This is a genomic window from Streptomyces sp. NPDC058470 (assembly GCF_042721055.1).
GTDB lineage: Bacteria > Actinomycetota > Actinomycetes > Streptomycetales > Streptomycetaceae > Streptomyces.
This window is the reverse complement of sequence record NZ_JBHXMF010000008.1, coordinates 44,453-69,443: the sequence shown is the minus strand read 5'-3', so window position 1 is coordinate 69,443 and position 24,991 is coordinate 44,453. Positions and strand designations below refer to the sequence as shown.

Annotated in this window: 25 protein-coding genes and 1 pseudogene; 17 read left to right on the top strand and 9 right to left on the bottom strand. The window is 71.3% G+C overall.

Features of this window, described 5'->3' with window-relative positions; genetic code table 11:
- Positions 1 to 68: 68 nt before the first annotated feature.
- Complete coding sequence (locus tag ACFWP7_RS08200) at positions 69 to 851, top strand: SGNH/GDSL hydrolase family protein (RefSeq protein WP_384377910.1); 783 nt, start codon at positions 69 to 71, stop codon at positions 849 to 851.
- A 44-nt stretch (positions 852 to 895) separates the two neighbouring features.
- Positions 896 to 1,246, top strand: a complete 351-nt coding sequence (locus ACFWP7_RS08195; RefSeq protein WP_384377907.1) for a DUF4326 domain-containing protein — start codon at positions 896 to 898, stop codon at positions 1,244 to 1,246.
- A gap of 226 nt (positions 1,247 to 1,472) precedes the next feature.
- Here the strand turns inward: ACFWP7_RS08195 and ACFWP7_RS08190 are convergent, their stop codons facing one another.
- Positions 1,473 to 1,892, bottom strand: a complete 420-nt coding sequence (locus ACFWP7_RS08190; protein WP_384377904.1) for a carboxymuconolactone decarboxylase family protein — start codon at positions 1,890 to 1,892, stop codon at positions 1,473 to 1,475.
- Here ACFWP7_RS08190 and ACFWP7_RS08185 point away from each other — a divergent pair.
- The 3 genes from ACFWP7_RS08185 (at position 1,891) to mug (ending at position 4,488) form a co-directional block, all read left to right on the top strand.
- The gene (locus ACFWP7_RS08185) at positions 1,891 to 2,187 is read left to right on the top strand and encodes a hypothetical protein (RefSeq protein WP_384377901.1); all 297 of its coding nucleotides are present in this window, start codon (positions 1,891 to 1,893) and stop codon (positions 2,185 to 2,187) included. The two genes, ACFWP7_RS08190 and ACFWP7_RS08185, sit on opposite strands and share 2 nt — an antisense overlap.
- A gap of 313 nt (positions 2,188 to 2,500) precedes the next feature.
- Positions 2,501 to 3,943 carry an adenylosuccinate lyase gene (gene purB / locus ACFWP7_RS08180; protein WP_384377898.1) on the top strand — a complete coding sequence of 481 codons (1,443 nt, stop codon included), beginning with the start codon at positions 2,501 to 2,503 and terminating at the stop codon, positions 3,941 to 3,943.
- A complete protein-coding gene (gene mug / locus ACFWP7_RS08175; RefSeq protein WP_384378242.1) occupies positions 3,940 to 4,488 on the top strand; it encodes a G/U mismatch-specific DNA glycosylase in 549 nt (182 codons plus the stop codon). The genes purB and mug overlap by 4 nt, the downstream gene beginning before the upstream one ends.
- Before the next feature lie 153 nt (positions 4,489 to 4,641).
- On the opposite strand, the gene ACFWP7_RS08170 is transcribed toward mug, so the two are convergent.
- Positions 4,642 to 5,364 carry an ABC transporter permease gene (locus tag ACFWP7_RS08170; RefSeq protein ID WP_384377895.1) on the bottom strand — a complete coding sequence of 241 codons (723 nt, stop codon included), beginning with the start codon at positions 5,362 to 5,364 and terminating at the stop codon, positions 4,642 to 4,644.
- Positions 5,365 to 5,366: 2 nt separating this feature from the next.
- A complete protein-coding gene (locus ACFWP7_RS08165) occupies positions 5,367 to 6,302 on the bottom strand; it encodes an ATP-binding cassette domain-containing protein (RefSeq protein WP_384377892.1) in 936 nt (311 codons plus the stop codon).
- A 107-nt stretch (positions 6,303 to 6,409) separates the two neighbouring features.
- Here ACFWP7_RS08165 and ACFWP7_RS08160 point away from each other — a divergent pair, with 107 nt between their 5' ends.
- The 3 genes from ACFWP7_RS08160 to ACFWP7_RS08150 all read left to right on the top strand — a co-directional run bounded on the left by ACFWP7_RS08160 (position 6,410) and on the right by ACFWP7_RS08150 (position 9,501).
- Positions 6,410 to 7,567: a sensor histidine kinase gene (locus tag ACFWP7_RS08160; RefSeq protein WP_384377889.1), complete on the top strand. Its 1,158-nt coding sequence runs from the start codon at positions 6,410 to 6,412 to the stop codon at positions 7,565 to 7,567.
- Between the two features lie 14 nt (positions 7,568 to 7,581).
- Positions 7,582 to 8,244: a response regulator gene (locus ACFWP7_RS08155; protein WP_384377886.1), complete on the top strand. Its 663-nt coding sequence runs from the start codon at positions 7,582 to 7,584 to the stop codon at positions 8,242 to 8,244.
- Between the two features lie 99 nt (positions 8,245 to 8,343).
- Positions 8,344 to 9,501 carry an ROK family transcriptional regulator gene (locus tag ACFWP7_RS08150; RefSeq protein WP_384377883.1) on the top strand — a complete coding sequence of 386 codons (1,158 nt, stop codon included), beginning with the start codon at positions 8,344 to 8,346 and terminating at the stop codon, positions 9,499 to 9,501.
- Positions 9,502 to 9,608: 107 nt separating this feature from the next.
- Here the strand turns inward: ACFWP7_RS08150 and ACFWP7_RS08145 are convergent, their stop codons facing one another.
- Positions 9,609 to 10,370: a GntR family transcriptional regulator gene (locus ACFWP7_RS08145; protein ID WP_384377880.1), complete on the bottom strand. Its 762-nt coding sequence runs from the start codon at positions 10,368 to 10,370 to the stop codon at positions 9,609 to 9,611.
- Positions 10,371 to 10,646: 276 nt separating this feature from the next.
- Complete coding sequence (locus tag ACFWP7_RS08140; RefSeq protein ID WP_384377877.1) at positions 10,647 to 11,537, bottom strand: RNA polymerase sigma-70 factor; 891 nt, start codon at positions 11,535 to 11,537, stop codon at positions 10,647 to 10,649.
- A 214-nt stretch (positions 11,538 to 11,751) separates the two neighbouring features.
- Here ACFWP7_RS08140 and ACFWP7_RS08135 point away from each other — a divergent pair, with 214 nt between their 5' ends.
- Positions 11,752 to 12,582, top strand: a complete 831-nt coding sequence (locus tag ACFWP7_RS08135; protein ID WP_384377874.1) for an alpha/beta fold hydrolase — start codon at positions 11,752 to 11,754, stop codon at positions 12,580 to 12,582.
- Between the two features lie 45 nt (positions 12,583 to 12,627).
- Here ACFWP7_RS08135 and ACFWP7_RS08130 read toward each other — a convergent pair.
- Positions 12,628 to 13,464: pseudogene (locus ACFWP7_RS08130) on the bottom strand (DMT family transporter); the annotation flags it as partial.
- 47 nt (positions 13,465 to 13,511) lie between these two features.
- Between ACFWP7_RS08130 and ACFWP7_RS08125 the strand changes: the two are divergent.
- The 4 genes from ACFWP7_RS08125 to ACFWP7_RS08110 all read left to right on the top strand — a co-directional run bounded on the left by ACFWP7_RS08125 (position 13,512) and on the right by ACFWP7_RS08110 (position 19,074).
- Positions 13,512 to 14,969: a PLP-dependent aminotransferase family protein gene (locus tag ACFWP7_RS08125; protein ID WP_384377870.1), complete on the top strand. Its 1,458-nt coding sequence runs from the start codon at positions 13,512 to 13,514 to the stop codon at positions 14,967 to 14,969.
- A gap of 202 nt (positions 14,970 to 15,171) precedes the next feature.
- The gene (locus tag ACFWP7_RS08120; RefSeq protein ID WP_384377867.1) at positions 15,172 to 16,767 is read left to right on the top strand and encodes an alkaline phosphatase D family protein; all 1,596 of its coding nucleotides are present in this window, start codon (positions 15,172 to 15,174) and stop codon (positions 16,765 to 16,767) included.
- Between the two features lie 300 nt (positions 16,768 to 17,067).
- Positions 17,068 to 18,498, top strand: a complete 1,431-nt coding sequence (locus tag ACFWP7_RS08115; RefSeq protein WP_384377864.1) for a GNAT family N-acetyltransferase — start codon at positions 17,068 to 17,070, stop codon at positions 18,496 to 18,498.
- Between the two features lie 249 nt (positions 18,499 to 18,747).
- Complete coding sequence (locus ACFWP7_RS08110; RefSeq protein WP_384377861.1) at positions 18,748 to 19,074, top strand: hypothetical protein; 327 nt, start codon at positions 18,748 to 18,750, stop codon at positions 19,072 to 19,074.
- Positions 19,075 to 19,088: 14 nt separating this feature from the next.
- Here the strand turns inward: ACFWP7_RS08110 and ACFWP7_RS08105 are convergent, their stop codons facing one another.
- Positions 19,089 to 20,288 carry a trans-sulfuration enzyme family protein gene (locus tag ACFWP7_RS08105; protein ID WP_384377858.1) on the bottom strand — a complete coding sequence of 400 codons (1,200 nt, stop codon included), beginning with the start codon at positions 20,286 to 20,288 and terminating at the stop codon, positions 19,089 to 19,091.
- A 59-nt stretch (positions 20,289 to 20,347) separates the two neighbouring features.
- Between ACFWP7_RS08105 and ACFWP7_RS08100 the strand changes: the two genes are divergently transcribed.
- Together ACFWP7_RS08100 and ACFWP7_RS08095 are read left to right on the top strand one after the other, a co-directional pair.
- Positions 20,348 to 20,830: an Lrp/AsnC family transcriptional regulator gene (locus ACFWP7_RS08100; RefSeq protein ID WP_384377855.1), complete on the top strand. Its 483-nt coding sequence runs from the start codon at positions 20,348 to 20,350 to the stop codon at positions 20,828 to 20,830.
- Between the two features lie 76 nt (positions 20,831 to 20,906).
- Positions 20,907 to 22,598, top strand: coding sequence for a DUF885 domain-containing protein (locus tag ACFWP7_RS08095; protein ID WP_384377852.1), 1,692 nt, complete (start codon positions 20,907 to 20,909; stop codon positions 22,596 to 22,598).
- Between the two features lie 108 nt (positions 22,599 to 22,706).
- On the opposite strand, the gene ACFWP7_RS08090 is transcribed toward ACFWP7_RS08095, so the two are convergent.
- Positions 22,707 to 23,222, bottom strand: a complete 516-nt coding sequence (locus tag ACFWP7_RS08090; protein ID WP_384377849.1) for an immunity 21 family protein — start codon at positions 23,220 to 23,222, stop codon at positions 22,707 to 22,709.
- A 377-nt stretch (positions 23,223 to 23,599) separates the two neighbouring features.
- Here ACFWP7_RS08090 and ACFWP7_RS08085 point away from each other — a divergent pair, with 377 nt between their 5' ends.
- The gene (locus ACFWP7_RS08085) at positions 23,600 to 23,851 is read left to right on the top strand and encodes an ATP-grasp domain-containing protein (protein WP_384377846.1); all 252 of its coding nucleotides are present in this window, start codon (positions 23,600 to 23,602) and stop codon (positions 23,849 to 23,851) included.
- 21 nt (positions 23,852 to 23,872) lie between these two features.
- Here the strand turns inward: ACFWP7_RS08085 and ACFWP7_RS08080 are convergent, their stop codons facing one another.
- Positions 23,873 to 24,379 carry a rhodanese-like domain-containing protein gene (locus tag ACFWP7_RS08080; RefSeq protein WP_384377843.1) on the bottom strand — a complete coding sequence of 169 codons (507 nt, stop codon included), beginning with the start codon at positions 24,377 to 24,379 and terminating at the stop codon, positions 23,873 to 23,875.
- A 159-nt stretch (positions 24,380 to 24,538) separates the two neighbouring features.
- On the opposite strand from ACFWP7_RS08080, the gene ACFWP7_RS08075 reads away from it, so the two are divergent.
- The gene (locus ACFWP7_RS08075; RefSeq protein WP_384377840.1) at positions 24,539 to 24,985 is read left to right on the top strand and encodes an Lrp/AsnC family transcriptional regulator; all 447 of its coding nucleotides are present in this window, start codon (positions 24,539 to 24,541) and stop codon (positions 24,983 to 24,985) included.
- Positions 24,986 to 24,991: the final 6 nt, after the last annotated feature.

Here is a 24,991-nt window from a genome sequence, read left to right as displayed (position 1 = left end):
ATCGGCTCGCGTGTTCCGGCGGGCCCGACCTACCGACCGGTATGCGCGCGGGTTAACATTTTTGAGCCATGCAGACGAATGCCACTTACACCAGCCTTGTCGCGGTCGGCGACTCCTTCACCGAGGGCATGTCGGACCTGTTGCCCGACGGCTCCTACCGGGGCTGGGCCGACCTCCTGGCGTCCCGGATGGCCGCGCGGACACCCGGGTTCCGGTACGCCAACCTCGCCGTGCGCGGGAAGATGATCGGACAGATCGTCGACGAGCAGGTGGACGTGGCGGTCGCGATGGCGCCCGACGTGATCACGCTGGTCGGCGGGCTCAACGACACGCTGCGGCCCAAGGTCGACATGGGACGTGTCCGCGGGCTCCTGGAGCAGGCCGTCGAGCGTCTCGCCCCCGCGTGCGAGCAACTGGTCCTGATGCGCAGCCCGGGCCGCACCGGCCCGGTTCTCGAACGGTTCCGCCCCCGCATGGAGGAGCTCTTCAACCACGTCGACGACCTCGCCAAGCGGCACGGCGCGCTGGTGGTCGACCTGTACGGCGCGCCCTCGCTCGCCGACCCCCGTATGTGGGACGTGGACCGGCTGCACCTGACCGGCGAGGGTCACCGCCGCGTCGCCGAGGCCGTGTGGCAGGTACTCGGATACGACCCGGAGGACGCGGACTGGCACACCCCGATGCCGCCCACTCCCCCGCCCGGCTGGATCTCCCGCCGGACCGCCGACGCCCGCTTCGCCGGACAGCACCTGCTGCCGTGGATCGGCCGCCGCCTCACGGGACGCTCGTCCGGGGACGGACTCCTGCCGAAGCGCCCCGAGCTGCATCCGTACGAGGAGCCGCCGGCGTAGGCCGCTGGGCACCGGAGGTCACACCCGACAGAACGGAGCCGCCTGTGAGCGCCACGGTCATCAACCTCAAGGGCCGTATCCACGACTTCGGCCCCCGGCTCGAACACGCCCCCGCGGACCTCGTCTACGTCGGCCGCCGCTGGACCATGGGCCACTGGGATCTCCCCCAGCACCCGCTCTACAACCCGTTCGCCTACGACACCCCCACCAAGAAGCGGGACGGCACCCGTGCCGAGGTCATGGACAAGTACCGCGCCTATCTCCTCGACCACCCCGCCCTGCTCGCCCAGGTACCCGCCCTCCGCGGCAGGACCCTGGCCTGCTGGTGCGCCCCCGAACTGTGCCACGCCGACATCCTGGCCGAGATCGCGGAGAGCTCCGACCCGGCCTCGTAGGTTCCCCGTCGTAACCGGACGCTGTACCGGCTCACCTCACGCGCGGTCTGGTGCGGGCCGGAGAGGCCGACGAAGGCGCGGCCGAGACAGTCGGCAGCCTTGTGCAGAAGGTGGGGCGGGCCGCATCCGCGGGATGAACCCCCGTTCTACCGCGCACTGGTGTGGGACCTGCGCTGAGCCGCAGCAAATCCGGTGAACTCGCCAAGGCCCCCGACCGTGCAGTGCCCTACTGGTTCGCGACCGGAAGCAGGTCCCGCTCGCCGAACACCTTCTTGGCGACGAGGGTGGCGTTGATTGCCTTGGGAAAGCCGCAGTACGCCGCGGCGTGCAGCAGCGTTTCGGTGATCTCTACGGGGGTGAGGCCGACGTTCAGTGCCGCGTTGATGTGCACCTCCAGCTGCGGCTCGCAGCCGCCGAGGGCGGTGAGCATACCGAGGGTGACCAGCTGCCGATCGCGGGGAGGCAGGCCGGGGCGGCTGTAGATCTCCCCGAAGCCCCAGGCGACGATCTGGTGGGCGAACTCGGGGTTGATGTCGGCAAGGGCATCGATGACGCGTCGGCCCCCTTCGCCAACAACGCCTACGAGAGTCTCCATCCCGTGGTCGAAACGATCCTGGCGGGCCTCGGCCGAGGAGGGATTGCTCATGGTGCTCCCGTTTCTGCTGGTCGCCGGGGTCGGCGAGCGGCAACTGGTAGTGGTGAAACTTCTCTGCCAGAACGCTGCGGACCTGCTCGTCGATGCCCGCCCGGCGCTCGGGGAACGCCAGTTGCTGCCAGGGAAAGGAGTGTCTGACAGTGATGGCTTGACCCTAGGACTTGAAGTGCGCTCCAGGTCAAACGCCGAGAGGGCGGGCAGGCAAGCCCCCTTGGCGGTGGCGATGAGGCAGGCGGCCGCTGACGGCATCCTGCACCACGCCACGCCGACGCTCCGGCGTTGGTGAACCCCCGGGCCTTCGGACGTGTGCAGTCCGCGCGCTCGGACGGCGCCTCGCCTGCCACATGGCCGCGTGAGATCTCCGCGGACGACCGCGCTGCACGCAACAGATCTCCCGGTACCCGCCGCGCGGCCTGTACCCCCGCCCGTTCAGATACATCTCGAAGCAGCACCGCCCGACTGAGATGCGCAGCGAGGCGGTGTCTCGCGCGTCTCTCACACGCTGCGCGTGATGCGTGTTCCGGGAGGCCTCCGACCTGGTCTCCCTGGACGGTGCGCACGGTCCGGACCCCCAAAGACGCCGGGTAAACTCCGTACACGTGACCCCCGCGCCCGCAAAGCCCCGTATCCCCAACGTCCTCGCCGGACGTTACGCCTCCGCCGAGCTCGCCACGCTCTGGTCGCCCGAGCAGAAGGTGAGGCTGGAGCGTCAGCTCTGGGTTGCCGTGCTGCGGGCTCAGAAGGATCTCGGGATCGAGGTGCCGGACGCTGCCCTCGCCGACTACGAGCGAGTGCTCGACCAGGTGGACCTGGCATCCATCGCCGAGCGCGAGAAGGTCACGCGGCATGACGTGAAGGCGCGGATCGAGGAGTTCAACGATCTCGCCGGGCACGAGCAGGTCCACAAGGGCATGACATCCCGGGACCTCACGGAGAACGTCGAGCAGCTGCAGATCCGGCTCTCGCTGGAGCTGGTGCGCGACCGTACGGTCGCCGTCCTGGCGCGGCTGGGCAAGCTCGCGGGCGAGTACGGCGAGCTGGTCATGGCCGGCCGCTCGCACAACGTGGCCGCGCAGGCCACCACTCTCGGCAAGCGCTTCGCGACCGCCGCCGACGAGCTGCTGGTGGCGTACGGCCGGGTCGAGGAGCTGCTCGGCCGCTACCCGCTGCGTGGCATCAAGGGCCCGGTCGGCACGGCTCAGGACATGCTCGACCTGCTCGGCGGCGACGCGGCGAAGCTCGCGGACCTGGAGCAGCGGATCGCCCGGCACCTCGGGTTCTCGCAGGCGTTCACCTCCGTCGGCCAGGTCTATCCGCGCTCGCTCGACTACGACGTGGTGACCGCGCTGGTGCAGCTGGCGGCCGCCCCGTCCTCGACCGCCAAGACGATCCGGCTGATGGCCGGGCACGAACTGGTGACCGAGGGCTTCAAGCCCGGCCAGGTCGGCTCCTCGGCGATGCCGCACAAGATGAACACCCGCTCCTGCGAGCGCGTCAACGGCCTGATGGTGATCCTGCGCGGCTATGCGTCGATGACGGGCGAGCTGGCGGGCGACCAGTGGAACGAGGGCGATGTGTCGTGCTCGGTCGTACGCCGGGTCGCGCTGCCCGACGCGTTCTTCGCGCTGGACGGCCTGCTGGAGACCTTCCTCACCGTCCTCGACGAGTTCGGCGCGTTCCCGGCCGTCGTGGCACGTGAGCTCGACCGCTACCTGCCGTTCCTCGCGACGACCAAGGTCCTGATGGCCGCGGTGCGCGCGGGCGTCGGCCGGGAGGTCGCGCACGAGGCCATCAAGGAGAACGCGGTCGCCTCGGCCCTCGCCATGCGTGAGCAGGGCGCCGAGCGCAACGAACTGCTCGACAAGCTCGCCGCGGACGACCGTATCCCGCTGGACCGCGCCCGGCTCGACGAGCTGATGGCCGACAAGTTGTCCTTCACCGGCGCCGCCGCCGACCAGGTCGCCGTCGTCGTCGGCCGTGTCGAGGAGATCGTGAAGCAGCACCCGGAGGCCGCGGCCTACACGCCGGGGGCGATCCTCTGACGCGCTTCACCCCACAGGAGTTGGAGGCCGCCCGCGACCGTCTCGTCCCCGACGTGGCCGCGGCCGGCCTCCGGGTGCTTTTCTGCGGGATCAATCCCGGTCTGATGACGGCCGCCACGGGCCACCACTTCGCGCGTCCCGGCAACCGGTTCTGGCCGGTGCTCCACCTGTCCGGCTTCACGCCGCGGCTCATGAAGCCCGCGGAACAGGGCGAGTTGCCGTCGTACGGACTGGGCATCACGAACGTCGTGGCGCGCGCGACCGCTCGTGCCGACGAACTGACCGCCGAGGAGTACCTCGAAGGCGGGCGGCTGCTGACCGCCAAGGTGGAGCGGCTACGGCCGCGCTGGCTGGCCGTGGTGGGCGTGACCGCGTACCGGGCGGCGTTCGGTGACCGCAAGGCAGCCATCGGTCCCCAGGAGGGGCTGATCGGGGCCAGCAGGGTGTGGGCGCTGCCCAATCCCAGTGGACTCAACGCGCACTGGACGGCGGCGACGATGGCGGAGGAGTTCGGGCGGTTGCGGACGGCTTCCGCCGAGGGGTAACGGGTCGGGGACGGCCCCGCTCACCCTCGGCCGGTCGGGGGCGCCGTGGCTCGCCCTCGGCAGACCGGGGGCGGCACGGGTCCACCTCGACACACCAGGGACGGCACGGCCCCACCTCGACTGGCCGACGTCCACGTCGGCCTTCCCGACGGGTCAGGCGTCGCGGCGCCGAATGCACCAGGCACCGGCCGCCAGGGCCGCCGCCGTCCAGGCCGCGGTCACGGCGAGCCCCGTCCAGGGTCCGAGGGCGCCGTCCCACGTCTCGTGGAAGACGACTTGGCCCGCCTTGTCGGGCAGGAAGTCGGCCGCGCCGCCCGAGGCGTTCCCGACGGCGAAGGAGACGATCAGGAGGAACGGGATCAGGGTGCTCAGCGTGGCGACACCACTGCGCAGGACGGCGGCGAGACCGGCCGCGAACAGGGCCATGAGCGTCAGATAGATGCCGCAGCCGACGACACCACGGAGCGCCTCACCCCAGCTCAGCCCGCTCGCCTTCGTCCCGAGGGTCGCCTTTCCCACGGCCAGGCTCACCGCCCCCGTGACCAGACCGACGACCAGCACGGGAACCGCGATCGCCACCACCTTGGCCGCGAACCACCGCAGCCGGTCGGGCACCGCGGCCAACGACACGCGCAGCGCACCGCCGTGGAACTCGGCCGAGACGGCCTGCGCGCCGAAGGTGATCGCCGCGATCTGTCCGAAGCTGACGCCGAAGAACGCCGAGAACAGCGGGTCGAAGTCCTCCCCTTCGGTGTCGAGCCCTGCGACTGCCGAGAAGAGCGCGGTGGCGAGGAGAACGCCGCACAGCCCTCCGACCAGCGACCGCAGGGTCCGGATCTTGATCCACTCCGCGTGGAGTGCGGGTGCGAACGTCATGGTCAGGCCTCCTGGGTCTGCGTCGGGGACGGCGTGGCGGCGAACTCGGTCTCGGCGGCCGTCAGATCCAAATAGGCCTGTTCCAACGTGCCTTCCTCCGCGGCGAGTTCGAGAATGGGCACCCGAGCGGCCGAGGCGAGGAGACCGATGTCCTCCAGGCGTGCGTGGAGCACGGTCCAACGTCCGTCGTCACCTTCGACCGCCTCGATGCCGTGCTCCGCGAACAGGCCGCCCAGAGCGCCGCCATCGGTGGTGCGCACCCGGACGCGGGGCTGCACACGCGCGTCGATGAAGTCCCGCATGGGCGTGTCGGCGAGCAGTCGACCCCGGCCCAGGACGACGAGGTGGTCGGCGAAGGACGCGGTCTCGTTCATGAGGTGGCTGGAGACGAGGACGGTACGGCCCTCGCGGGCCAGCGCGCGCATCAACTCCCGGATCCAGATGATCCCTTCGGGGTCGAGCCCGTTCGACGGTTCGTCGAGCAGCACCACCGGCGGGTCCCCGAGAAGCGCCCCCGCGACGCCCAGCCGCTGGCGCATGCCCAGGGAGTACGTCTTCACCCGGCGCCGCGCCACAGAGGCGAGCCCCACCTCCTCAAGCACGGCGTGCACGCGGCGCTCCGGGATGCGGTTGCTCGCGGCGAGCGCCCGCAGATGGTCCCGGGCGGTCCGCGATCCGTGCGGGGCCTGCGCGTCGAGCAGGGCGCCGACGTGGCGCAGGGGCTCGTGTATGGCGGCGTAGGCACGGCCGCCGATGGTGGCGGTGCCGGAGGTGGGCCGGTCCAGGCCCAGCACGAGCCGCATGGTGGTCGACTTTCCGGCGCCGTTGGGACCGAGGAAGCCGGTGACACGGCCGGGGACAACGCTGAAGGTGAGCTGGTCCACGGCGCGCCTGCTGCCGTACTCCTTGGTGAGGCCTTGGACGTCGATGCTGGTCATGGCCCCAGCCTTGCCGCCGTGAGGGCGCGTCACCTCCCCCGCGGGGGGACTTCGTCTCCCCCGCCCGGGGGAAGCCTGTGGTCAGTGCGGCCTGTCACGATGACCCAATGGCTCGTTTTCTGCGCCCGTTGCTTCGGGGGACGACGTACACACGTTGGTTACACCTGTCGGTGCCGATGCTGTTCACCGGCGTGTGGATGTTCATCGACACGTCGAAGCCGTGGGTGCCCGCCGTGCTGCTGGTTCCACTGGGGCTGATTCCGGCCGTCCGGCGGGGCGAGGGCGTCCAGGCGCAGTTCATGTTGGCGCGAGACGGCGGGGAAGCGGCCTTCTCCGTCGCTCCTTCGGTCACGTGGCGTGACCGGTGGCGGACCGTGCTCTGGCTGGAGATCCGGCTGGCGAGCGGGTGGGTGGCTTCCGAGATCACCGTCTGGCTGCCGCTCATCGCCTTCGATCTGGTTCACGCGGCGGCGACCGGCCACACGACGACCGACAACCCCTTCGTGCCGGTCTCGCACCCGCACTGGGCCTACGCGCTGCTCTTGCCCTTCCCGCTGCTCGCCCTGTACGGCGCGGTCGTCGGCCTCGGTGAGCTGATCACGGTGATAGCGCGCCGTCTGCTCGGTCCTTCCCCCAGCGAGCGGCTCGCCGCGCTGGAGGAGCGCACCGAGCAGCTCCTGGAGCGCAACCGCATCGCCCGTGAGCTGCACGACTCCATCGGCCACGCGCTGACCGTCGCGGTGGTGCAGGCGGGCGCGGCCCGGGCGGCCGGCGACCCCGCGTTCACCGACCGGGCGCTGGGCGCCATCGAGGACACCGGGCGGGCCGCCCTGGAGGATCTGGAGCGGGTGCTCGGGGTGCTGCGGGAGGCGGAGCGCCCGGTGGGCGGCCGCCCCACGCTGATCGAGGCCGACCGGCTCCTGGAGTCGGCGCGCGCTTCCGGCGCCAAGGTCGACGCCGAGGTCACGGGCCCGCTGGAGACCGTACCGGCGCCGCTGTCCCGCGAGGGGTACCGCATCCTCCAGGAGTCGCTCACGAACGTCCTGAGGCATGCGGGGAGTGTCCCGGCGCGCGTGCGTATCGAGGTCCAGGACGGCAGGCTCGTCCTGGAGGTCCGCAATCCGCTCACCGCGGAGATACCGGGGCCGGGCCGGGGCAGCGGCCTGCGCGGCATCCGGGAGCGCGCGGCGCTGCTCGGCGGCCGGGCGCGGACGGGACCGGACGAGGGTGACTGGCAGGTGCATGTGGAACTGCCACTGAGCTGATCTACGCTGGCCCGATGCCGGTCACCGTTCTCCTCGTCGACGACGAGGCCCTCGTCCGCGCCGGTCTGCGTGCCGTCCTGGAGGCCCAGCCCGACATCGAGGTCGTCGGGGAGGCGGCCGACGGGGCCGCGGTGATCCCCCTGGTGCGGCGGCTGCGGCCCGACGTCGTCGCCATGGACGTACGGATGCCCCTGATGGACGGCATAGAGGCCACCCGCGCGGTGCTGCGGACGGTGGCCGATCCGCCGAAGATCCTCGTGGTGACGACGTTCGAGAACGACGAGTACGTCTACGAGGCGCTGCGCGCCGGAGCCGACGGGTTTCTGCTGAAGCGGGCGCGGCCCGCCGAGATCGTGCATGCCGTACGGCTCGTTGCCGAGGGCGAGTCACTGCTGTTCCCCGCCTCCGTACGGCAGTTGGCCGCCGAATACGGGGACAGCGCAGGAAATCCCGCGGCGCGGGCCGCCATGGAGCGGGCCTCCCTGACCGAGCGTGAGGCGGAGGTGCTGCGGCTGATGGCCAGGGGCCTGTCGAACGCCGAGATCGCCGCACGGCTGATCGTCGGGACGGAGACGGTCAAGTCCCACGTCAGCGCCGTACTGACGAAGCTGGGGTCCCGGGATCGTACGCAGGCGGTCATCGCGGCGTACGAGTCGGGGTTCGTGGCGCCCGGGTGAATCCGACTCGTCAGGAGCCAACTGGTCCCCGGCACTCGCCGGGGTCCGCCGCGCCGAGTACGATCCGGCCAACACGCGCACGAGCTGGGAGGACAGACGTTGGGGCAGTTGACCGGCGGGGATCCCTCTCTGCTGCGAAGGATCAATTCCGCGGTGGTGCTGCACGCACTGCGCACCGCGGACTGTGCAACCCTCACCGAGATCACCCGGGTGACCGGACTGTCCCGGCCCACGGTCGAGGGAGTGGTCGAGGGGCTGATGGAAGCCGGCCTCGTGGTCGAGAAGGCGGCCGAGGAGGGCGCTGCCCGGCGCCAGGGACGTCCGGCGCGCAGGTACCGGTTCCGGGCCGAGGCGGGGCATCTGCTGGGCCTGGAGATCGGCCCGCACCGGGTGTCCGCGCTGCTCGCGGATCTGGACGGCCGGGTGCTGGGCGCCATGTCCAAGGACGTGGAGGAGGCGGCGTCGGCCGACGAGCGGCTGGAGCGGCTGCGTACGGCGGTCGCCGAGCTGCTGCGCCGGGCGGGTGTCGCCCGGAGTTCGCTGCGCGCGGTCGGGGTGGGCAGCCCCGGGATCGTCGAGGCGGACGGCACGGTACGCCTGGGCACGGCGCTGCCCGAGTGGACCGGCCTGCGCCTGGGCGAGCGGCTGAGCCGCTCCTTCAAGTGCCCTGTACTGGTCGAGAACGACGCCAACGCGGCGGCGGTCGCCGAGCACTGGAAGGGTGCGGCCACCGAGTCCGACGACATGGTGTTCGTACTGGCCGGGCTGAGCCCGGGCGCCGGTTCGCTGATCGGCGGACGGCTGCACCGGGGGTACGGCGGCGCGGCCGGGGAGATCGGCGCTCTGCATCTGCTGGGCCGTGGGGTTACGCCGGAGACGTTGCTGTCCACCACGGACGAGCCGTTGCACCCGCTCGACGAGCAGGCGGTCGCCGAGGTGTTCGCCTATGCCCGGGGCGGCGACCAGCGGGCCGTCGCTGCGGTCGACCGTTTCATCCAGCGTCTCGTCCACGACGTCGCGGCGCTCGTCCTGGCGCTCGACCCGGAGCTGGTCGTCATCGGCGGCTGGGCGGCCGGTCTGGACGGCGTACTGGAGCCGCTGCGGCGGGAGTTGGCGCGCTACTGTCTGCGCCCGCCGAAGGTGGCGCTCTCCCTCCTGGGTGAGGCGGCCGTGGCGACGGGTGCCCTGCGGCTGGCTCTGGACCATGTGGAGGAGCAGTTGTTCGCGGTGGAGGGGACCGTGACCGCGCGCCGCTGAGCGGAACCGGCCCATGGGGCACGCAAAACGTCCCGCCCCGGAGTCCTCCGGGGCGGGACGGTCGTACGGTGGGCTGCTGCTCGATGGCAGACCGCCCCGCTCGCGGCTCAGGAAGCCCTGCGCTCCGCGTCGTGGTGGATCTCCACGCCGCCGGAGTCTCCGAAGGTCAGCCGGCAGGTGTCGGCACGGTAGGTGGCGATGGACACCGCGGCGGTGCGTCCCTCGGTGAAGAAGCGGGTCGTCACGACGAGGACGGGCGCTCCGGGAAGCCGGTCGAGCTCCCTGGCGTCGTCCGCGCGGGCCGAGCCGAGTTCCACGGCGCTGTCCTGACCGTCCAGGTCCAGGCGCTGCAGCTCACGCAGTACGGCACGCGCGCGTGCCGGACCCGAGGGCGCGTCTATGGCGGACAGGTCCGGCACCGAGGACGCCGGGATGTAGAGCAGTTCGGCGGCGACCGGCTGACCGTGTGTCACCCGGGACCGGCGCACCGTGTGCACCTGCTCGTCGTCGCCTGACTCCAGGATGCCGACGACGGCCGTCGGCGGGACCGCCACCGTGCAGTCCGCGGGCTGCCAGGCGTCGCCGATTGCCCCCGGCCACACGTGCTGCTCGGATCCGACGGCCACACCCACACGCGGCGGGGCGACGGTGGTGCCCACCCCGCGACGGCGCTGCAGACGGCCTTCCAGTTCAAGCTGCTCCAGAGCCTGGCGGAGCGTGGCGCGGGCGACCCCGAACCGTGCTGCCAGATCACGTTCGTTGGGCAGGATCTCGCCCACCGTGAAGTCGGAGTCCAATGCCTCACTGAGCACGGTCTTGAGATGCCAGTACTTAGGCTCCGGCACCGCTTCCAGCTGCTGGGTCCCCACCCTGTCCTCCGCAATCGCCGTGGCCCGGCGGCGTTTTAACGCCCTTGTTTATTAAAGGTTCTTGCACTATCCCTGTGACCATATGTCCACCTCCCCCCTTGGTCAAGACCAATCCTCAATCCCTTACGGACCGCACAGGGGCGATGACGCAGAGCGTTCACACGACGTTGGTGCTGGGTGATGTTCGCGACACAACGCCGAAAGCCCCCGTCCAAGTGACGGGGGCCGGCGGTGGACCAGAGGGGCCGGTGCGGTTGCTCGCGGACTTCCGCCGGGCTACTGCTCGGGCAACGAAAGCAGCTTCTCGGGGTTCCGCACGATGTAGACGCACTGGATCCGGCCGTCCGTGACGTCCAGTTGGAAGACGCTGTCGGGCTTGCCGTCGAACAGGGCCAGGATCGCGGCGCCGCCGTTGACCTCCAGGAGGCGGAACGACACGTCTGCGCCGACCAGTCCCTTGCGCGCCGCGCCCTGGAGGAACCGGCCCACCTTGTCGGCGGTCTCGATGACCCGCAGCGGCGCCTGGGACAGCCCGCCGCTGTCGGCGACCAGCCGTACGTCCGGCGCCAGCAGGGACATGAGCCTTTCCAGGTCGCCCTCGGCCGCCGCGGCGAGGAACCGCTCGGTGAGTTCGCGGCGTTCGGCCGGGTCGACCTCGTAGCGCGGACGCCGTTCGTCGACGTGCCGGCGGGCCCGTGCGGCGAGTTGGCGTACCGCGGGCTCGCCCCGGTCGAGGACGACGGCGATGTCCGCGTACGGATAGCCGAACGCCTCCCTGAGGACGAACACCGCACGCTCCAGGGGCGACAGGGACTCCAGGACGACGAGGACGGCGACCGAGACGGAGTCGGCGAGTACGGCCCGCTCCGCGGCATCGGGGACGGTGTCCCCGAAGTTGGTGACGTACGGCTCGGGGAGCCACGGACCCACGTACGACTCGTGGCGTGACTTCACCTGGCGCAGTCGGTCGATGGCGAGGCGGGTGGTGACCCGGACCAGGTAGCCGCGTGGTTCGCGCACCTCCGCCCGGTCGGCGCCCGACCACCGCAGCCATGCTTCCTGGACGACGTCCTCCGCGTCGGCCACCCGCCCGAGCATGCGGTAGGCGACGCCCATGAGGACGGGACGGTGCTCTTCGAAGATCTCGGTCGCGGTGTCGGTGGTCACGGTTCCATCCCATCCGACTCACCGTGCCCGTGTCCAGGCGGAATCGGTCCAAAGCGCGTACGGGCGGGGGGTTCGTGACGACCCTCGCGCGCCTGATTCAGGACGACCCGCGCGCGTGGAGTTCGTGACGACCGGGGGCTACCCGTCGGTAGCAGTTGCTGACAAGCTGTCTACGAGACGGTCTGTCAGCGTGTCCCAGACGAGGAGCAGCATCATGTCCGCCACGGTCTCCTTCAGCCTCCCCTCTCCGCGCGGCCCGAGGACCGTGACCGTGTCCTACGCGCGCGTGGGCACCGGCGAGCCGCTTCTCCTGCTGCACGGCATCGGCCACCACCGGCAGGCCTGGGACCCGGTCGTCCACATCCTGGCGGCCGAGCGTGACGTCATAGCCGTCGACCTGCCCGGCTTCGGCGAGTCCCCGCCGCTGCCGGAAGGGCTCACGCACGACCTCGGGACGGTGGTGCCCATACTCGGCGCGCTGTGCGAGGCGCTGGAGATCGACCGTCCGCATGTGGCGGGCAACTCCCTGGGCGGCCTGCTGGCACTGGAGTTGGGCCGCGAGAAGCTCGTACGGTCCGTCACGGCCTTCTCGCCGGCCGGGTTCTGGTCGCAGGCCGAGCGGCGGTACGCCTTCGGCGTGCTGCTCGCGATGCGGCACACCGCGCGGCGGATGCCCGTCCCGGCGGTCGAGCGGCTCTCCCGTACGGCGGCCGGGCGTGCGGTACTGACGGGCACCATCTACGCCCGTCCGGGCCGCCGTTCACCCGAGGCCGTCGTCGCGGAGACCCTTGCACTGGCCCACGCCGAGGGTTTCGCGGAGACCCTCCGGGCCGGCGCCACCGTCCAGTTCACCGACGACGTCCCCGGGCTTCCGGTCACCGTGGCCTGGGGCACCAGGGATCGGCTGCTGGTGCGCCGCCAGGGAATCCGCGCGAAGCACATCATTCCGCGCGCCCGGCTGGTCAGGCTGCCCGGATGCGGCCACGTCCCGATGAACGACGACCCGGCGCTCGTCGCCCGCGTCATCCTCGACGGCAGCCGCTGACCGACGCGCCGCCCGCGCCAACACACCTGATCCCAGGGCGACTCCAGCGCCGACCAGCGCGCTACCGACGGCCTGCGCGGCGCCGTAGGAGCCCGTGCCGACGAGCGGCGCGGTACCGACCGCCGCGACGGGGATGAGGCCGGTGAAAAGCGTGGCGTGTTCCACGCCGATACGCCGCATGCCCGTGTACCAGCAGAGGAAGCCGACGACGGTGACGACGGCCGCCTGCCACAGCAGCGCGGCGACCTCGGTCGCGTCCGGCCTCCGCAGCCAGGCGCCGCCGTCGGCGAGCACGCCGACCGCCGCCGACTCGACCGCGGCGATCCCGCAGACAGCGGCCGTCAGCAGCCGTGGCCCGAGCAGCCGCAGTACGGGCACGGCCAGGACGGCGAAGCCCACCTCTCCGACCAGCGCGCACACGGAGTACCCGACCCCCATGGCGTCCGTGCGACCCCACCCCTGGACGGTGAAGGCGCCCACCGCCACGAGCAACGACCCGTACAGGACGAGGCGTTGCGGGCGGCGTCGTTCCCGAAGGGGGACGATGACGGCCACGACCACGGGGGCGCAGCCCACGAAGACGCCCGGAACCGCCGGTTCCGCCGTCCGTTCGGCGGCGATCACCGCAAGGTTGAAGCCGACCATGCCGACCGCGGCGAGCAGTGCGAGGCGGCCCCACTGGCGCGGTGCGAGCTTCCGCAGCGGTGCCGCGCCGTACCGGCCGACCAGCGGCAGCAGCAGCGCGAAGGCCAGGCCGTAGCGCAGGAACTGGCCGCCCGCGTACGGATAGTGGCCCAGGACACTGTTGGCGGTGAAGGAGGCTCCGACGAGGACATAGGCGAGCGTGACGAGCAGGGCGCCTCGGGTGGGGGTGACGTTCATGGGAGTGACGCTATGAAGGAACACGGTCCGGTTTAAGGTCCACTTTCATGACGTCATCGGGGACCAATGCGAGGGACACCCCGTACCCGGGGTCCGGCGGATCTGCGCCGACTGCCTGGAGCGCCGCCTGGGAGCTGCTCCTGCCTGCCGCGTCGGCACCGGCACGCGCGCGTGGGCGCACGCTTCAGGAGGCGCTGCGCGAGTCGGTCCGTTCGGGCCGGCTCGCTCCGGACACCCGGCTGCCGTCCAGCCGTGAACTCGCGGCCGATCTCGGGGTGTCCAGGGGGCTGGTCACGGAGGCGTACGAGCAGCTGACCGCCGAGGGGTATCTGCGCAGCGACCGGGGTGCAGGGACCTGGGTCGGCGGTGCCGTGCGGGCGGCCCGTCCGGGCGCGCGTGATCTCGCTCCGCGACCGGCCGACGCGCGGATCGATTTCGTCCCCGGGACACCGGACCTGTCGCTGTTCCCGCGCGCCGCGTGGGCCGCCGCGCAGCGCGGGGTGCTCGCCGAACTCCCGCACCACGCACTGGGTTACCCGGATCCGCGCGGCCTCCCCCGGCTGCGCACGGCCCTCGCCGAGCTCCTCTCCCGACGCCGTGGTGTGGTCGCCGACCCGGAGCGCGTAGTCGTGGTCTCCGGGGTCGCGCAGGCGATGACTCTGCTCGGATTCGTGCTCCACGCGCGCGGGGTGCACGACGTCGGCGTCGAGGATCCGGGCAGCCCCGGACACGATGCGCTGTACGCCTCGGCGGGCGTCAGCACCGTACCGCTGCCCCTGGACGAGGAGGGGCTGGCGCCCGGCCCCCTGGAGGCGTCGGGCGTACGAGCGGTGGTGACGACGCCTGCCCATCAGTTCCCCTCGGGGATCGCCTACTCCGCGCGCCGCCGGGCGGAACTGCTCGACTGGGCACGGTCGGTGGACGGCCTGGTGATCGAGGACGACTACGACGGGGACTTCCGTTACGACCGTGCCCCCGTGGGCTCGTTGCAGGGGCTCGACCCGGAGCACGTCGCCTATACGGGGTCGGTCAGCAAGTCCCTCGCGCCCGGGCTGCGGCTCGGCTGGCTGCTCGTGCCCGCGTCGCTGGCCGAGGAGGTCGTCGAGCGCAAGCGCACCATGGATCTCGGGAACCCCGTCATCGACCAGGCACTCCTGGCCCGCTATATCGAGCGGGGCGACTACGACCGGCAACTGCGCCGCTGCCAACGCGCCTACCGGGAACGGCGCGACACGCTCGTATCGGCCCTGGAGGAGCACTTTCCCGGCACGGAGGTGTCCGGGATCGCGGCGGGTCTTCACGTGATCGCCGTGTTGCCGGAGCGGTACGGGCCACGCGACCGCTTCCTGGCAGGGGCCGCGGCGGCCGGCGTCGCCGTACGTCCGCTGGCGCACTACGGGGAGGCGGTTGACGACGGCGTACGGCTGGTGCTGGGGTACGCGCATCTGCCGCCGGCGCGGATCCGTGACGGCGTACGACTGATGGCGGACGCCGTTCGCTTCTGAGACGGGCGTTCGTTGTCGGCGGGCACGGTTCGTTGTCGGCAGGCACCGGTTCGTTGTCGGCGAGCACCGGTTCGTTGTCAGCAGGCACCGGTTCCCTAGTGTGCTCGCGGTCCGCTGTTCACCCGTGGTTTCCGTGTGCGCTGCGGCGCACCAGTAGGTGTGGCATTGCCCATTGGCCGAATCCGTCCCTGGAGGCGCATTCATGTCACACCGTCCGCAGCACCCGTTTCCCCGTCGCCGCAGTGTTCTGCGTGGTTCGCTGGCCGCCTCCGCCGCACTGGCCCTGCCCACCACGCTCGGCGCTGCGCCCGCCTTCGCCCTGTCCGGGCGGCCGAAGGCGGAGTGGGGCGTCCAGACCGGAGACGTGACCGCCGACTCCGGACTGGTGTGGGTACGGTCCGACCGCCCGGCCCGGATGATCGTCGAGACGTCGGCGACCGAGTCGTTCCGCAACCCCCGCAGGTGGCAGGGTCCGCTGCTCGGCCCCGGGACCGACTTCACGGGGACGACTCGGCTGCGCGGGCTGCCCGCGGGCGAGCAGATCCACTACCGCGTGCTGCTCTCCGATCCCGACGACCCGCGTCGCACGGGCGAACCGGTGACCGGCACCTTCCGTACGACCCCCGCCGGGCGGCGTGACGGGGTGCGTTTCCTGTGGTCGGGCGATCTGGCGGGGCAGGGGTGGGGCATCAACCCGGACCTCGGCGGCTACCGGATCTACGACGCCATGGCCAAGCTCGACCCGGACTTCTTCATATGCAGCGGCGACAACATCTACGCCGACGGTCCGATCACGGCGACGGCGACGCTGCCCGACGGCACCACCTGGCGCAACATCACCACCGAGGAGAAATCCAAGGTCGCCGAGACGCTGGCCGAGTTCCGCGGCAACTTCCGCTACAACCTGCTGGACGCGAACCTGAAGCGCTTCAACGCCCAGGTCCCCTCGATCATTCAGTGGGACGACCACGAGGTGCGCAACAACTGGTACCCCGGTGAGGTGATCGCCGCCTCGGACACCCGCTACACCGAGAAGAGCGTCGACGTCCTGGCGGCCCGGGGTCGCCGCGCGTTCAGCGAGTACTTCCCCCTCTCGACGCTGCGGCCGGACAACCAGGACGCCCGTGTGTACCGGGTCCTGCGCCAGGGCCCGCTGCTGGACGTGTTCGTCCTCGACATGCGGACCTACCGCAACGCCAACTCCCCCGGCACGCAGACCACCGATCCGCAGGGCATCCTCGGCGCCGAGCAACTGGCATGGCTCAAGCGGGAGTTGTCGCGGTCGCGTGCGGTGTGGAAGGTGATCGCCGCGGACATGCCGCTCGGCCTGGTCGTGCCGGACGCCACCGAGGGACAGCCGAACATCGAGGCGGTGGCCCAGGGCGACCCGGGTGTGCCGCTCGGGCGCGAGCTGCAGATCGCGGAGCTGCTGCGGTTCGTCAAGCACCGCCGGATCACGGGCACGGTGTGGCTGACGGCCGACGTGCACCACACCTCGGCACAGCACTACCAGCCGTCGCGGGCCGCCTTCACCGACTTCGAACCGTTCTGGGAGTTCGTCTCCGGACCGCTCAACGCCGGTGCCTTCCCGGCGAGTTCGCTGGACAACACCTTCGGTCCTAAACGGGTGTTCGTGAAGGCGCCGACCGCCTCGAACGTCTCACCCGCCGGCGGCTACCAGTTCTTCGGCGAGGTCGACATCGACGGCGACAGCGGCGAGTTGACGGTGCGGCTGCGTGAGCAGGACGGAACTGTGCTGTTCACTCAGGTACTTCAGCCGGGACGCGTGGGGCAGTAGCACCCGGGGGCCGCGGTGACGCGTCGTCCGGACCGGCAGGTCTCCCGTACCCTCGAACCACCGACCGCGTACCGGAGTCATCCCCGGTGCGCGGTCTCGTTCACTTCCCCTCGCCGACGGTGCGAAGGAAACCGGCCACAGGTCGCTCTGACCAGGGGCGCGACGCACCCGCCCGGCGACGTAGGCAAAACACTCCTAAAAATATCCGTAAAAGGTACAGAACGACACTTTACCGATCAGTCACAGAGTGTTCGTGATCACGCAACACCGTTCCTCCACAGTGGCTGTATGACTCCAGACATGTCTGATGTGACGCGATCGAAGCACGGGCGCCCCGTTCACCACTGGCGGCGGGACGTCGTCGAACTCGCCGCACTGTTCACGGCCGTCGCGGTCGCGGACGCCGTCGCCAATCTGATCGGGCACGGACCCGACGGCATCGCCCTACTGATGATCTCGGCCGGGGTCCTGGTCGCCACGGCCGGCTTCCACACGTGGTGGGCACGACACCACGGTCACGCGCCACCGGTGGACGATCCCGGTGCCCGGCCGCTCGCCGACGCGAACCGGGCCGGGCCGTCCGAGGAGTCCGCGGCGGCGCCCGAGGCCCACTCCGGGGAGACCACGCTGTGGCGGCTGCGGACGACGGTGAAGGACGCGCCGGGTTCGCTGGCCGTGCTGTGCTCGGCGCTGGCACGCCACCAGGTCGACATCCTCAGCCTGCAGACACACCCGCTCGCAGCGGGCACCGTGGACGAGTTCCTGCTGCGCGCGCCCGCCGAACTGGCCGCCTCCGACATGACCCGCGTCGTCTCGCGGGCCGGCGGCACGGAGACCTGGATCGAGCGGGCCGACGCCCACGACCTGGTCGACGCCCCGACGCGAGTACTGGGTCTGGCCACCCGCACGGCCCTGGACGCGGCGGAACTACCGCTTGCGCTCCGGCAGTTGCTCGGCAGGTGCACCATCCGCTCGCTGCCCGCCAAGTCGCCCCGGTCCGGTCCCGCGGAGGAGGGCGCCCCCGTCGAGGGCGCACTTGAGGACACGGTGATGCGCCTGCGGGCGCCGGAGGGTGGGGTGATCACGGTGGAGCGGCCGTATCTGCCGTTCACGCCGACGGAGTTCGCACGGGCCCGGGCGCTGGTCGAGCTGGACGCGCGACTCGGCCCGCGGATCCCGCGCAGCCAGGACACGCTGACGCTGCCGGAAGGCAACGCCATCAGCGTGCGGCGCGCCGACGCCGCCGACCTCGACGCCGCCCGGGCGATGCACGAGCGCTGCTCGCCCCACACCCTGAGGATGCGTTATCACGGTCCGGTCGGCGACGCGGACCGCTACCTCAACCACCTGCTCAGCCCGCGCTTCGGGCGCACCCTCACCGTGCAGACGGCATCCGGGCGCATCGTCGGGCTCGGCCACCTCCTCTGGGACGGCGACGAGACGGAGATCGCGCTCCTCGTCGAGGACGACTGGCAGCGCCGCGGTATCGGCGGCGAACTGCTCGGCCGCCTGGTGACGATGGCCGTCGAGGCGGGCTGCGAGAGCGTGTACGCCGTCACGCAGTCCTCCAACACCGGCATGGTCGCCGCGATGCGCGGCCTCGGCCTTCCCCTCGACTACCAGATCGAGGAGGGCACCCTGGTCATCACGGCCCGCCTGGAGGCGACTCCGGTGACATCACGGCTGCCGTATGACGAGGGACAGCGGGGGGAGCCGGTGGTGCGGGACTAAATCCCGCCTCCCGGCCCTGTGTCCGTGTTCCGTGGACCGACGGACCGCGGGACCGCGGGACCGACGGACCGCGGGACCGACGGACCGACGGACCGACGGCGAAAGGCGAGCATCAGCCGTCGACATCGGCCACCCGTCCGTCCGGCCTCCGCCGGCCGGGTTCTCCTGTGCGGACCAGCGGCCCCGTCGACATGCTGAGGCCATGAGCCATCGGCACGACGGGATCCTCACCCCCGTCATCGCCGACCTGTGCGCGGTGCGCTCGACCTGGAGCGGACCGCGCACGGGCTGCCGCCGCACCGGCCGCCCGCCCGAACCCGGGCGCGCTCCGCCGACGGGCAGTCGGCCATGGCGGAGGCCCAGCCGACCGGCGTACGGCTGGTCTTCCGCACTCGGGCCACCGGAGCCGAGCTGGGCACGTTCCCCACCCAAAACGGTCTACCTGGGCGCGCCCCGCGCCCCGACGGGTGTCCGACCTGCTCGTGGACGGCCGCCGCCACACATCGCCGTATCGGCGCGCGCTTCGCCGAACTGGCGTTCCGCACCGGCGGACCGTCCGTGGCCCAACCCGCATGAGGAACCTGCACACTTCAGGATCGGGCAAAGGGCCGACCCAGCGCCCCGTCCAGGTCGGCCCACAGATCGTCCACGTCCTCCAGCCCCACCGACAGCCGCAACAGCCGGTCACCGACCCCGGCGTCGCGGCGGTCCGCCGCGTCCACGACCCGGTGGCTGATGGAGGCCGGATGCTGGATGAGGCTGTCCACGCTGCCCAGGCTCACGGCGGGGGTGATCAGCCGGACCCCGGCGATGACGGCGTGCGGGTCGCCGCGGACCTCGAAGGCGATCATGGCGCCGCCGATACGCGGATAATGGACGCGGGCCACGCGCGGGTCGACGGTGAGGCGGCGGGCCAGTTCCGCGGCGTTCGAGGACGCGGCCCGGACGCGTACGGGCAGGGTCGACAGACCGCGCAGCAGCAGATAGCCGGCCAGCGGATGCAGAACGCCCCCGGTGGCGAACCGCACCTGGCGCAGCCGGCCGGCGAGCTCCTCGTCGCAGGCCACTACCCCGGCCATCACGTCGCCGTGTCCGCCCAGGTACTTCGTGGCGCTGTGCAGCACCAGCCGCGCCCCCTGCTCGGCGGGGCGTTGCAGCACCGGCGTGGCGAAGGTGTTGTCGGCGAGCAGGGGAACGGACCCGCAGGCGTACGCGACAGCCCTCAGGTCGAGTTCGGCGAGCGTCGGGTTGGCCGGGGACTCGACCATCACCAGGCCCGTGTCGGGCCGCAGCGCGTCCGCTATGCCTGCCGGGTCGACCCAGGTCACCTCTGAACCCAGCAGCCCGGCGGTCAGCAGATGGTCGCTGCAGCCGTACAGGGGCCGTACGGCGACGACATGGCGCAGGCCCAGCGCGTTCCGTACGAGCAGTACGGCGCTCAGCGCGGCCATGCCGCTCGCGAACGCGACCGCGCTCTCGGTGCCTTCGAGACGCGCGAGGGCGGTCTCGAAACGGGCGACGGTCGGGTTGCCCAGCCGGCCGTAGACGGGCGGGCCCTGCGGTTCGGCGCCGTCGTCGGCGAAGGCGTCGATCCGGGCGGCCTCACCGCGACTGTCGTACGACGGGTAGGTCGTGGACAGATCGATCGGTGCCGCGTGCAGGCCCTGCCGGGCGAGGTCATCGCGCCCGGCGTGCACCGCCTCGGTGGCAAGCGCGCGGGTACGACCGGCGTCGTCGGAGGCGTGTCTCGTCGTGCTCGGTTCGCGTATGTCGTGGCTGACGGAGTCCATGCCCTGAGCCTGAACAGAAACCGAGTGGGCAGCGCCAGGCCCCGTGTTACGTTCGCCGCATGGCCGATTCCGTCGTACTCGATCCGGTGGATCTCCATCTGCTGCGGCTGCTGCAGAACGACGCCCGGACGACGTACCGCGATCTGGCCGCGCAGGTCGGTGTCGCGCCCTCGACCTGTCTGGACCGGGTGACCAGGCTGCGCCGTGCGGGAGTCATTCTCGGCCATCAACTGCGGCTGGATCCGGCGAAGTTGGGGCGCGGCCTGGAAGCGTTGCTGTCCGTGCAGGTCAGGCCGCATCGGCGGGAGCTGGTCGGGCCGTTCGTGGAACGGATCAGGGCCCTGCCTGAGTCGCGCACCGTCTTCCATCTCACCGGACCCGACGACTATCTGGTCCATGTGGCGGTCGCCGACATGGCTGACCTGCAACGACTGGTCCTCGACGAGTTCACGTCCCGGGGTGAGGTCGCGCGTGTGGAGACCCGGTTGATCTTCCAGCAGTGGGACTGCGGGCCCCTGTTGCCCCCGAGGCGAGAAGGTTGACCGCAGGGGCCAACGGGGGCCATGCCCTGAGCGAACCCGGATGACGCGGACCGCGTCCTCGTATGAGGATGTCCGCATGTCAGAGACGAAGAGCCCGCTGCCCCGGGAGGTCGCCGACGCCTATGTCGACGACCTCATCGCCCTCGACCCGGTCACCGGTACCTACCTCGGCGACAAGGCGAGTTCCAGCAAGCTGCCGGACACCTCGCCCGCGGGGCAGGACGCCCTGGCCGAGCTGGCGCGCAGAACTCTGGAGCGGCTCGAGGAGGCCGAACGGCAGCCGGGCGCCGACAGTGACATCGAGCGCCGCTGCGGCCGCCTGCTGCGCGAGCGGCTCACCGCCGAACTCGCCGTGCACGACGCCGACGACCACCTGCGGCTGGTCGGCAACATGCACACGCCCGCGCACGCGGTGCGCGAGATCTTCACCCTCACGCCCACGGAGACCGACGAGGACTGGGCCGCGATCGCCGAGCGGCTGCGCGCGGTGCCGGGCGCCCTGGGCGGCTACCGCGAGTCCCTCGCCCTCGGCCTGGAACGCAAGTTGTACGCGAGCCCGCGCCCGACCGCGACCTTCATCGAGCAGCTCACCGAGTGGTCCGACACGGACGGCGAGGGCCGCGGCTGGTTCGAGGACTTCGTCACGCCGGGTCCCGAAACACTGCGCGCAGAGCTGGACGCCGCCGCCCGGACCGCGACCGAGGCCCTGGTCTCCCTGCGGGACTGGATGCGCGACGTGTACGCGCCCGCCATCGAGGGCGTGCCGAACACGGTCGGCCGCGAGCGGTACGCCCGCTGGTCGCGTTACTTCAACGGTACGGACCTCGACCTCGACGAGGCGTACGCGTACGGCTGGGCGGAGTACCACCGCCTCCTCGCCGAGATGAAGCGGGAGGCCGAGAAGATCCTGCCCGGCGCCGAGACCCCCTGGGTGGCGCTCGCGCACCTCGACGCCCATGGCACGCACATCGAGGGCGTCGACGAGGTCCAGGCGTGGCTGCAGAACCTGATGGACGAGGCGATCGAGAAGCTGGACGGAACACACTTCGAACTCGCCGAGCGGGTACGGAAGGTGGAGTCGCGCATCGCGCCGCCCGGCAGCGCCGCGGCCCCGTACTACACGGCACCGTCGGAGGACTTCTCGCGCCCCGGCCGTACGTGGCTGCCGACGATGGGCCAGACCCGCTTCCCCGTGTACGACCTGGTGTCGACCTGGTACCACGAGGGCGTCCCCGGCCACCATCTCCAGCTCGCCCAGTGGGCCCACGTCGCAGGGGACCTCTCCCGCTACCAGGCCACCATCGGCGGAGTGAGCGCCAACGCCGAGGGCTGGGCGCTCTACGCGGAGCGGCTCATGGACGAACTCGGCTTCCTCACCGACGCGGAGCAGCGCCTCGGCTATCTCGACGCGCAGATGATGCGCGCGGCCCGGGTCATCGTCGACATCGGGATGCACCTGGAACTGGAGATCCCGGCGGACTCGTCCTTCCACCCGGGTGAGCGCTGGACGCCCGAGCTGGCGCAGGAGTTCTTCGGCGCGCACAGCAGCCGTCCGGCCGACTTCGTGGAGAGCGAGCTGACCCGCTATCTGACCATCCCGGGGCAGGCCATCGGGTACAAACTCGGCGAGCGTGCCTGGCTGCTGGGCCGCGAGAACGCGAAGAAGCGCCACGGCGACGCCTTCGACGCGAAGGCCTGGCACATGGCGGCCCTGTCACAGGGGTCACTGGGCCTGGACGACCTGGTGGACGAGCTGTCCCGGCTCTGACGCTCCACGACGGCGGCCGGGCTCAGCCACAACCCGAGCCCGGCCGCCGTCGTGCCCCGACCGCCCCGCACGACCCGGTGTTTCGCTGTCCGAGCCGGCTACGCACGCTCAGGAGGGCAACCGGCGCAGCTGTACGAGGCCCACCCACGTCTCGGGTCCCGGCTCCGCGTACGTCGCGCGCACCGCGTACCGGCCCGGCTCCAGCGCGACCCTGAGATGCTCGGTGCGCGTCGAGGCGGTCCCGGGCCAGGCCGCGTCGAAAAGGACCACCGGGCCGGGCACGTTCCAGTGCATGTCCGGCTCCCAGACCGCCGCTTCGAGTGCGGCCGGGACGCCGGCGAGAAGTTCCTCCGCGGAGTCGGCGGCGCACCACCGTACGAAGGTGCTGTGCTCGGGGAGGAAGGAGGTCGAGGCGGGTTCGTCGCCGAGGACCAGGGCCCGGGTGTCGCCGACGGGGACGAGGCCGATGTAGCCGTCCACATCACAGGCCCGGTCGTAGTCGGAGTACATCTCGTCGCCGTCCGCACCCGCCCAGAAGGACAGCACCGTCTCCGGGATCGCTATGAGCGGGCCGCCGCCCGACTCCACCCACTCGACCGCGCCTGAGTCGTCGTTTCTCGCCATGCGCAGAAGCTACACGGCGTGCAGCGGGAGGAAATTCGCCGTCCCCTCCGCTGTCCGAAACGCCACCATCGACACCCATGGCCGCCCGAACTCTCCTCCTCTCCCCGCGCGTTACGGCGACCCGGACACGCCCTCGCCGACGCCGCTCTCCGACGCGGCCTGCACATCGAGACGCTGCACGACTGGCGGGTGCCGGAGGAATGGCGGGGAACGCCGGGCGCGCCGTGGCGTAGGCCGGGCCGCTGTTCGCTGATGCCGTCACGAGCGATCTCGGGCTCGCGAGCGATCTCACGCTCGGGCTCGGGCTCGGGCTCACGCTCGGGCTCGGGCTCGGGCTGGATGTCGCGCCGCTCGACGAGGACTGTCGCAGGGGTGAGGTGCCGGCCTTCGCCGCCCGGCTCGCCGAGGCGGGGCCGCCGAGCGCCATCGTCGTCGATGTCGGCCTGCTGAGCGGTGAGGCCGGACGCTGGGCCGTCGTGGAGGCCAACGCCGCCTGGGCGAGCGGGCATGACGCCTGCGACCCGGACGGCACCCTGGACGTGGTGCTGCGCGCGGCCCGCCCGGCGACGGAGTTCGACACGGCGGACCGCCGCCTTCTGCGGCCCGTGCCCGAGGTCGTACGGGACTGAACTCGCCGTACCGTACGGGGCTCAGCAGCCGCAGTCCGCCGCGTCCACCGGCGCTGTCAACGGGTCCGCGGCACGCCGCTCGCGCCCCTCCCAGGTCTCGAACTCGAAGCCCTCGCGCGCCCAGTACTCGAAGCCGCCGAGCATCTCCTTGACCTGGAAGCCGAGTTCGGCGAGGGCCAGGGCTGCGCGGGTCGCTCCGTTGCAGCCGGGGCCCCAGCAGTACGTGACGACCGGCACCGACCTGTCCAGGAGCTGCTCGGCCTGCTCGGGGATGAGCGCGGTCGGCAGATGGATCGCGCCCGGGACATGGCCCTGGTCCCAGGACTCGGTCGAGCGGGAGTCGAGGACGACGAAACCGGCATCACCGTCGGCGGCGAGCGCGGCGGCTACATCGGACACGTCGGCATGGAAGGCCAGGCCGGCACCGAAGTAGGCGGCGGCCGCTGCCGGAGACGCCGGCGCGACGCGCAGAACGGGGTTCACGACGGCAGATGTGCTGGTCACAACGGTGTCAGCGGTCACAGTCACGGTCTTTGCTTCCCTCCCGGTCCCGCCGAACCAGTGCCGTCGGCACCGGCCACACGGGACTTCCTGGTCAGAAATCTACGTCCGGTACTCCATTCCCTGAAGTGGCGATCCACGGCATCACTCTTGATCGGCCGGGGATTTTCCTGCTATCTCTCACACATGACCGCGTATTCCCCGGACACCACCGACTGGCACATCCTCGATGTCCTCCAGCGTGAGGGCAGGGCAAGTTTCGCCGAGCTGGCCCGTGCCGTCTCCATGTCCGCGAGCGCGGTCACCGAACGGGTCCGCCGCCTGGAGGAGGCGGGTGTCATCCAGGGGTACGCGGCCGTCGTCGACCCGGAGAGCCTGGGCCTGCCGATCCTCGCGTTCGTGCGGCTCAGGTACCCGAACGGCAACTACAAACCCTTCCACGACCTGGTCGGGACGACGCCCGAGATCCTGGAGGCACACCACGTCACGGGCGACGACTGCTTCGTCATCAAGGTCGCGGCCCGCTCCATGAGCCACCTGGAGGAAGTGGCGGGCAAGATCGGCACCCTGGGCTCCGTGACCACGAGTGTCGTCTACTCCTCACCGCTCCCCCGGCGCCCACTGGGCCACTGAGCCACT

Bases quoted from the DNA above. Each gene is read 5' to 3' on its own strand.
- ACFWP7_RS08115 (WP_384377864.1), top strand. From the start codon at position 17,068: ATGTCTGATGTGACGCGATCGAAGCACGGGCGCCCCGTTCACCACTGG.
- ACFWP7_RS08135 (WP_384377874.1), top strand. From the start codon at position 11,752: ATGTCCGCCACGGTCTCCTTCAGCCTCCCCTCTCCGCGCGGCCCGAGG.
- ACFWP7_RS08170 (WP_384377895.1), bottom strand. From the start codon at position 5,364: ATGACGTTCGCACCCGCACTCCACGCGGAGTGGATCAAGATCCGGACC.
- ACFWP7_RS08160 (WP_384377889.1), top strand. From the start codon at position 6,410: ATGGCTCGTTTTCTGCGCCCGTTGCTTCGGGGGACGACGTACACACGT.
- ACFWP7_RS08120 (WP_384377867.1), top strand. From the start codon at position 15,172: ATGTCACACCGTCCGCAGCACCCGTTTCCCCGTCGCCGCAGTGTTCTG.
- ACFWP7_RS08075 (WP_384377840.1), top strand. From the start codon at position 24,539: ATGACCGCGTATTCCCCGGACACCACCGACTGGCACATCCTCGATGTC.
- ACFWP7_RS08090 (WP_384377849.1), bottom strand. From the start codon at position 23,222: ATGGCGAGAAACGACGACTCAGGCGCGGTCGAGTGGGTGGAGTCGGGC.
- ACFWP7_RS08155 (WP_384377886.1), top strand. From the start codon at position 7,582: ATGCCGGTCACCGTTCTCCTCGTCGACGACGAGGCCCTCGTCCGCGCC.
- ACFWP7_RS08100 (WP_384377855.1), top strand. From the start codon at position 20,348: ATGGCCGATTCCGTCGTACTCGATCCGGTGGATCTCCATCTGCTGCGG.
- ACFWP7_RS08125 (WP_384377870.1), top strand. From the start codon at position 13,512: ATGACGTCATCGGGGACCAATGCGAGGGACACCCCGTACCCGGGGTCC.
- ACFWP7_RS08200 (WP_384377910.1), top strand. From the start codon at position 69: ATGCAGACGAATGCCACTTACACCAGCCTTGTCGCGGTCGGCGACTCC.
- ACFWP7_RS08185 (WP_384377901.1), top strand. From the start codon at position 1,891: ATGGTGCTCCCGTTTCTGCTGGTCGCCGGGGTCGGCGAGCGGCAACTG.
- ACFWP7_RS08165 (WP_384377892.1), bottom strand. From the start codon at position 6,302: ATGACCAGCATCGACGTCCAAGGCCTCACCAAGGAGTACGGCAGCAGG.
- ACFWP7_RS08190 (WP_384377904.1), bottom strand. From the start codon at position 1,892: ATGAGCAATCCCTCCTCGGCCGAGGCCCGCCAGGATCGTTTCGACCAC.
- ACFWP7_RS08095 (WP_384377852.1), top strand. From the start codon at position 20,907: ATGTCAGAGACGAAGAGCCCGCTGCCCCGGGAGGTCGCCGACGCCTAT.
- ACFWP7_RS08105 (WP_384377858.1), bottom strand. From the start codon at position 20,288: ATGGACTCCGTCAGCCACGACATACGCGAACCGAGCACGACGAGACAC.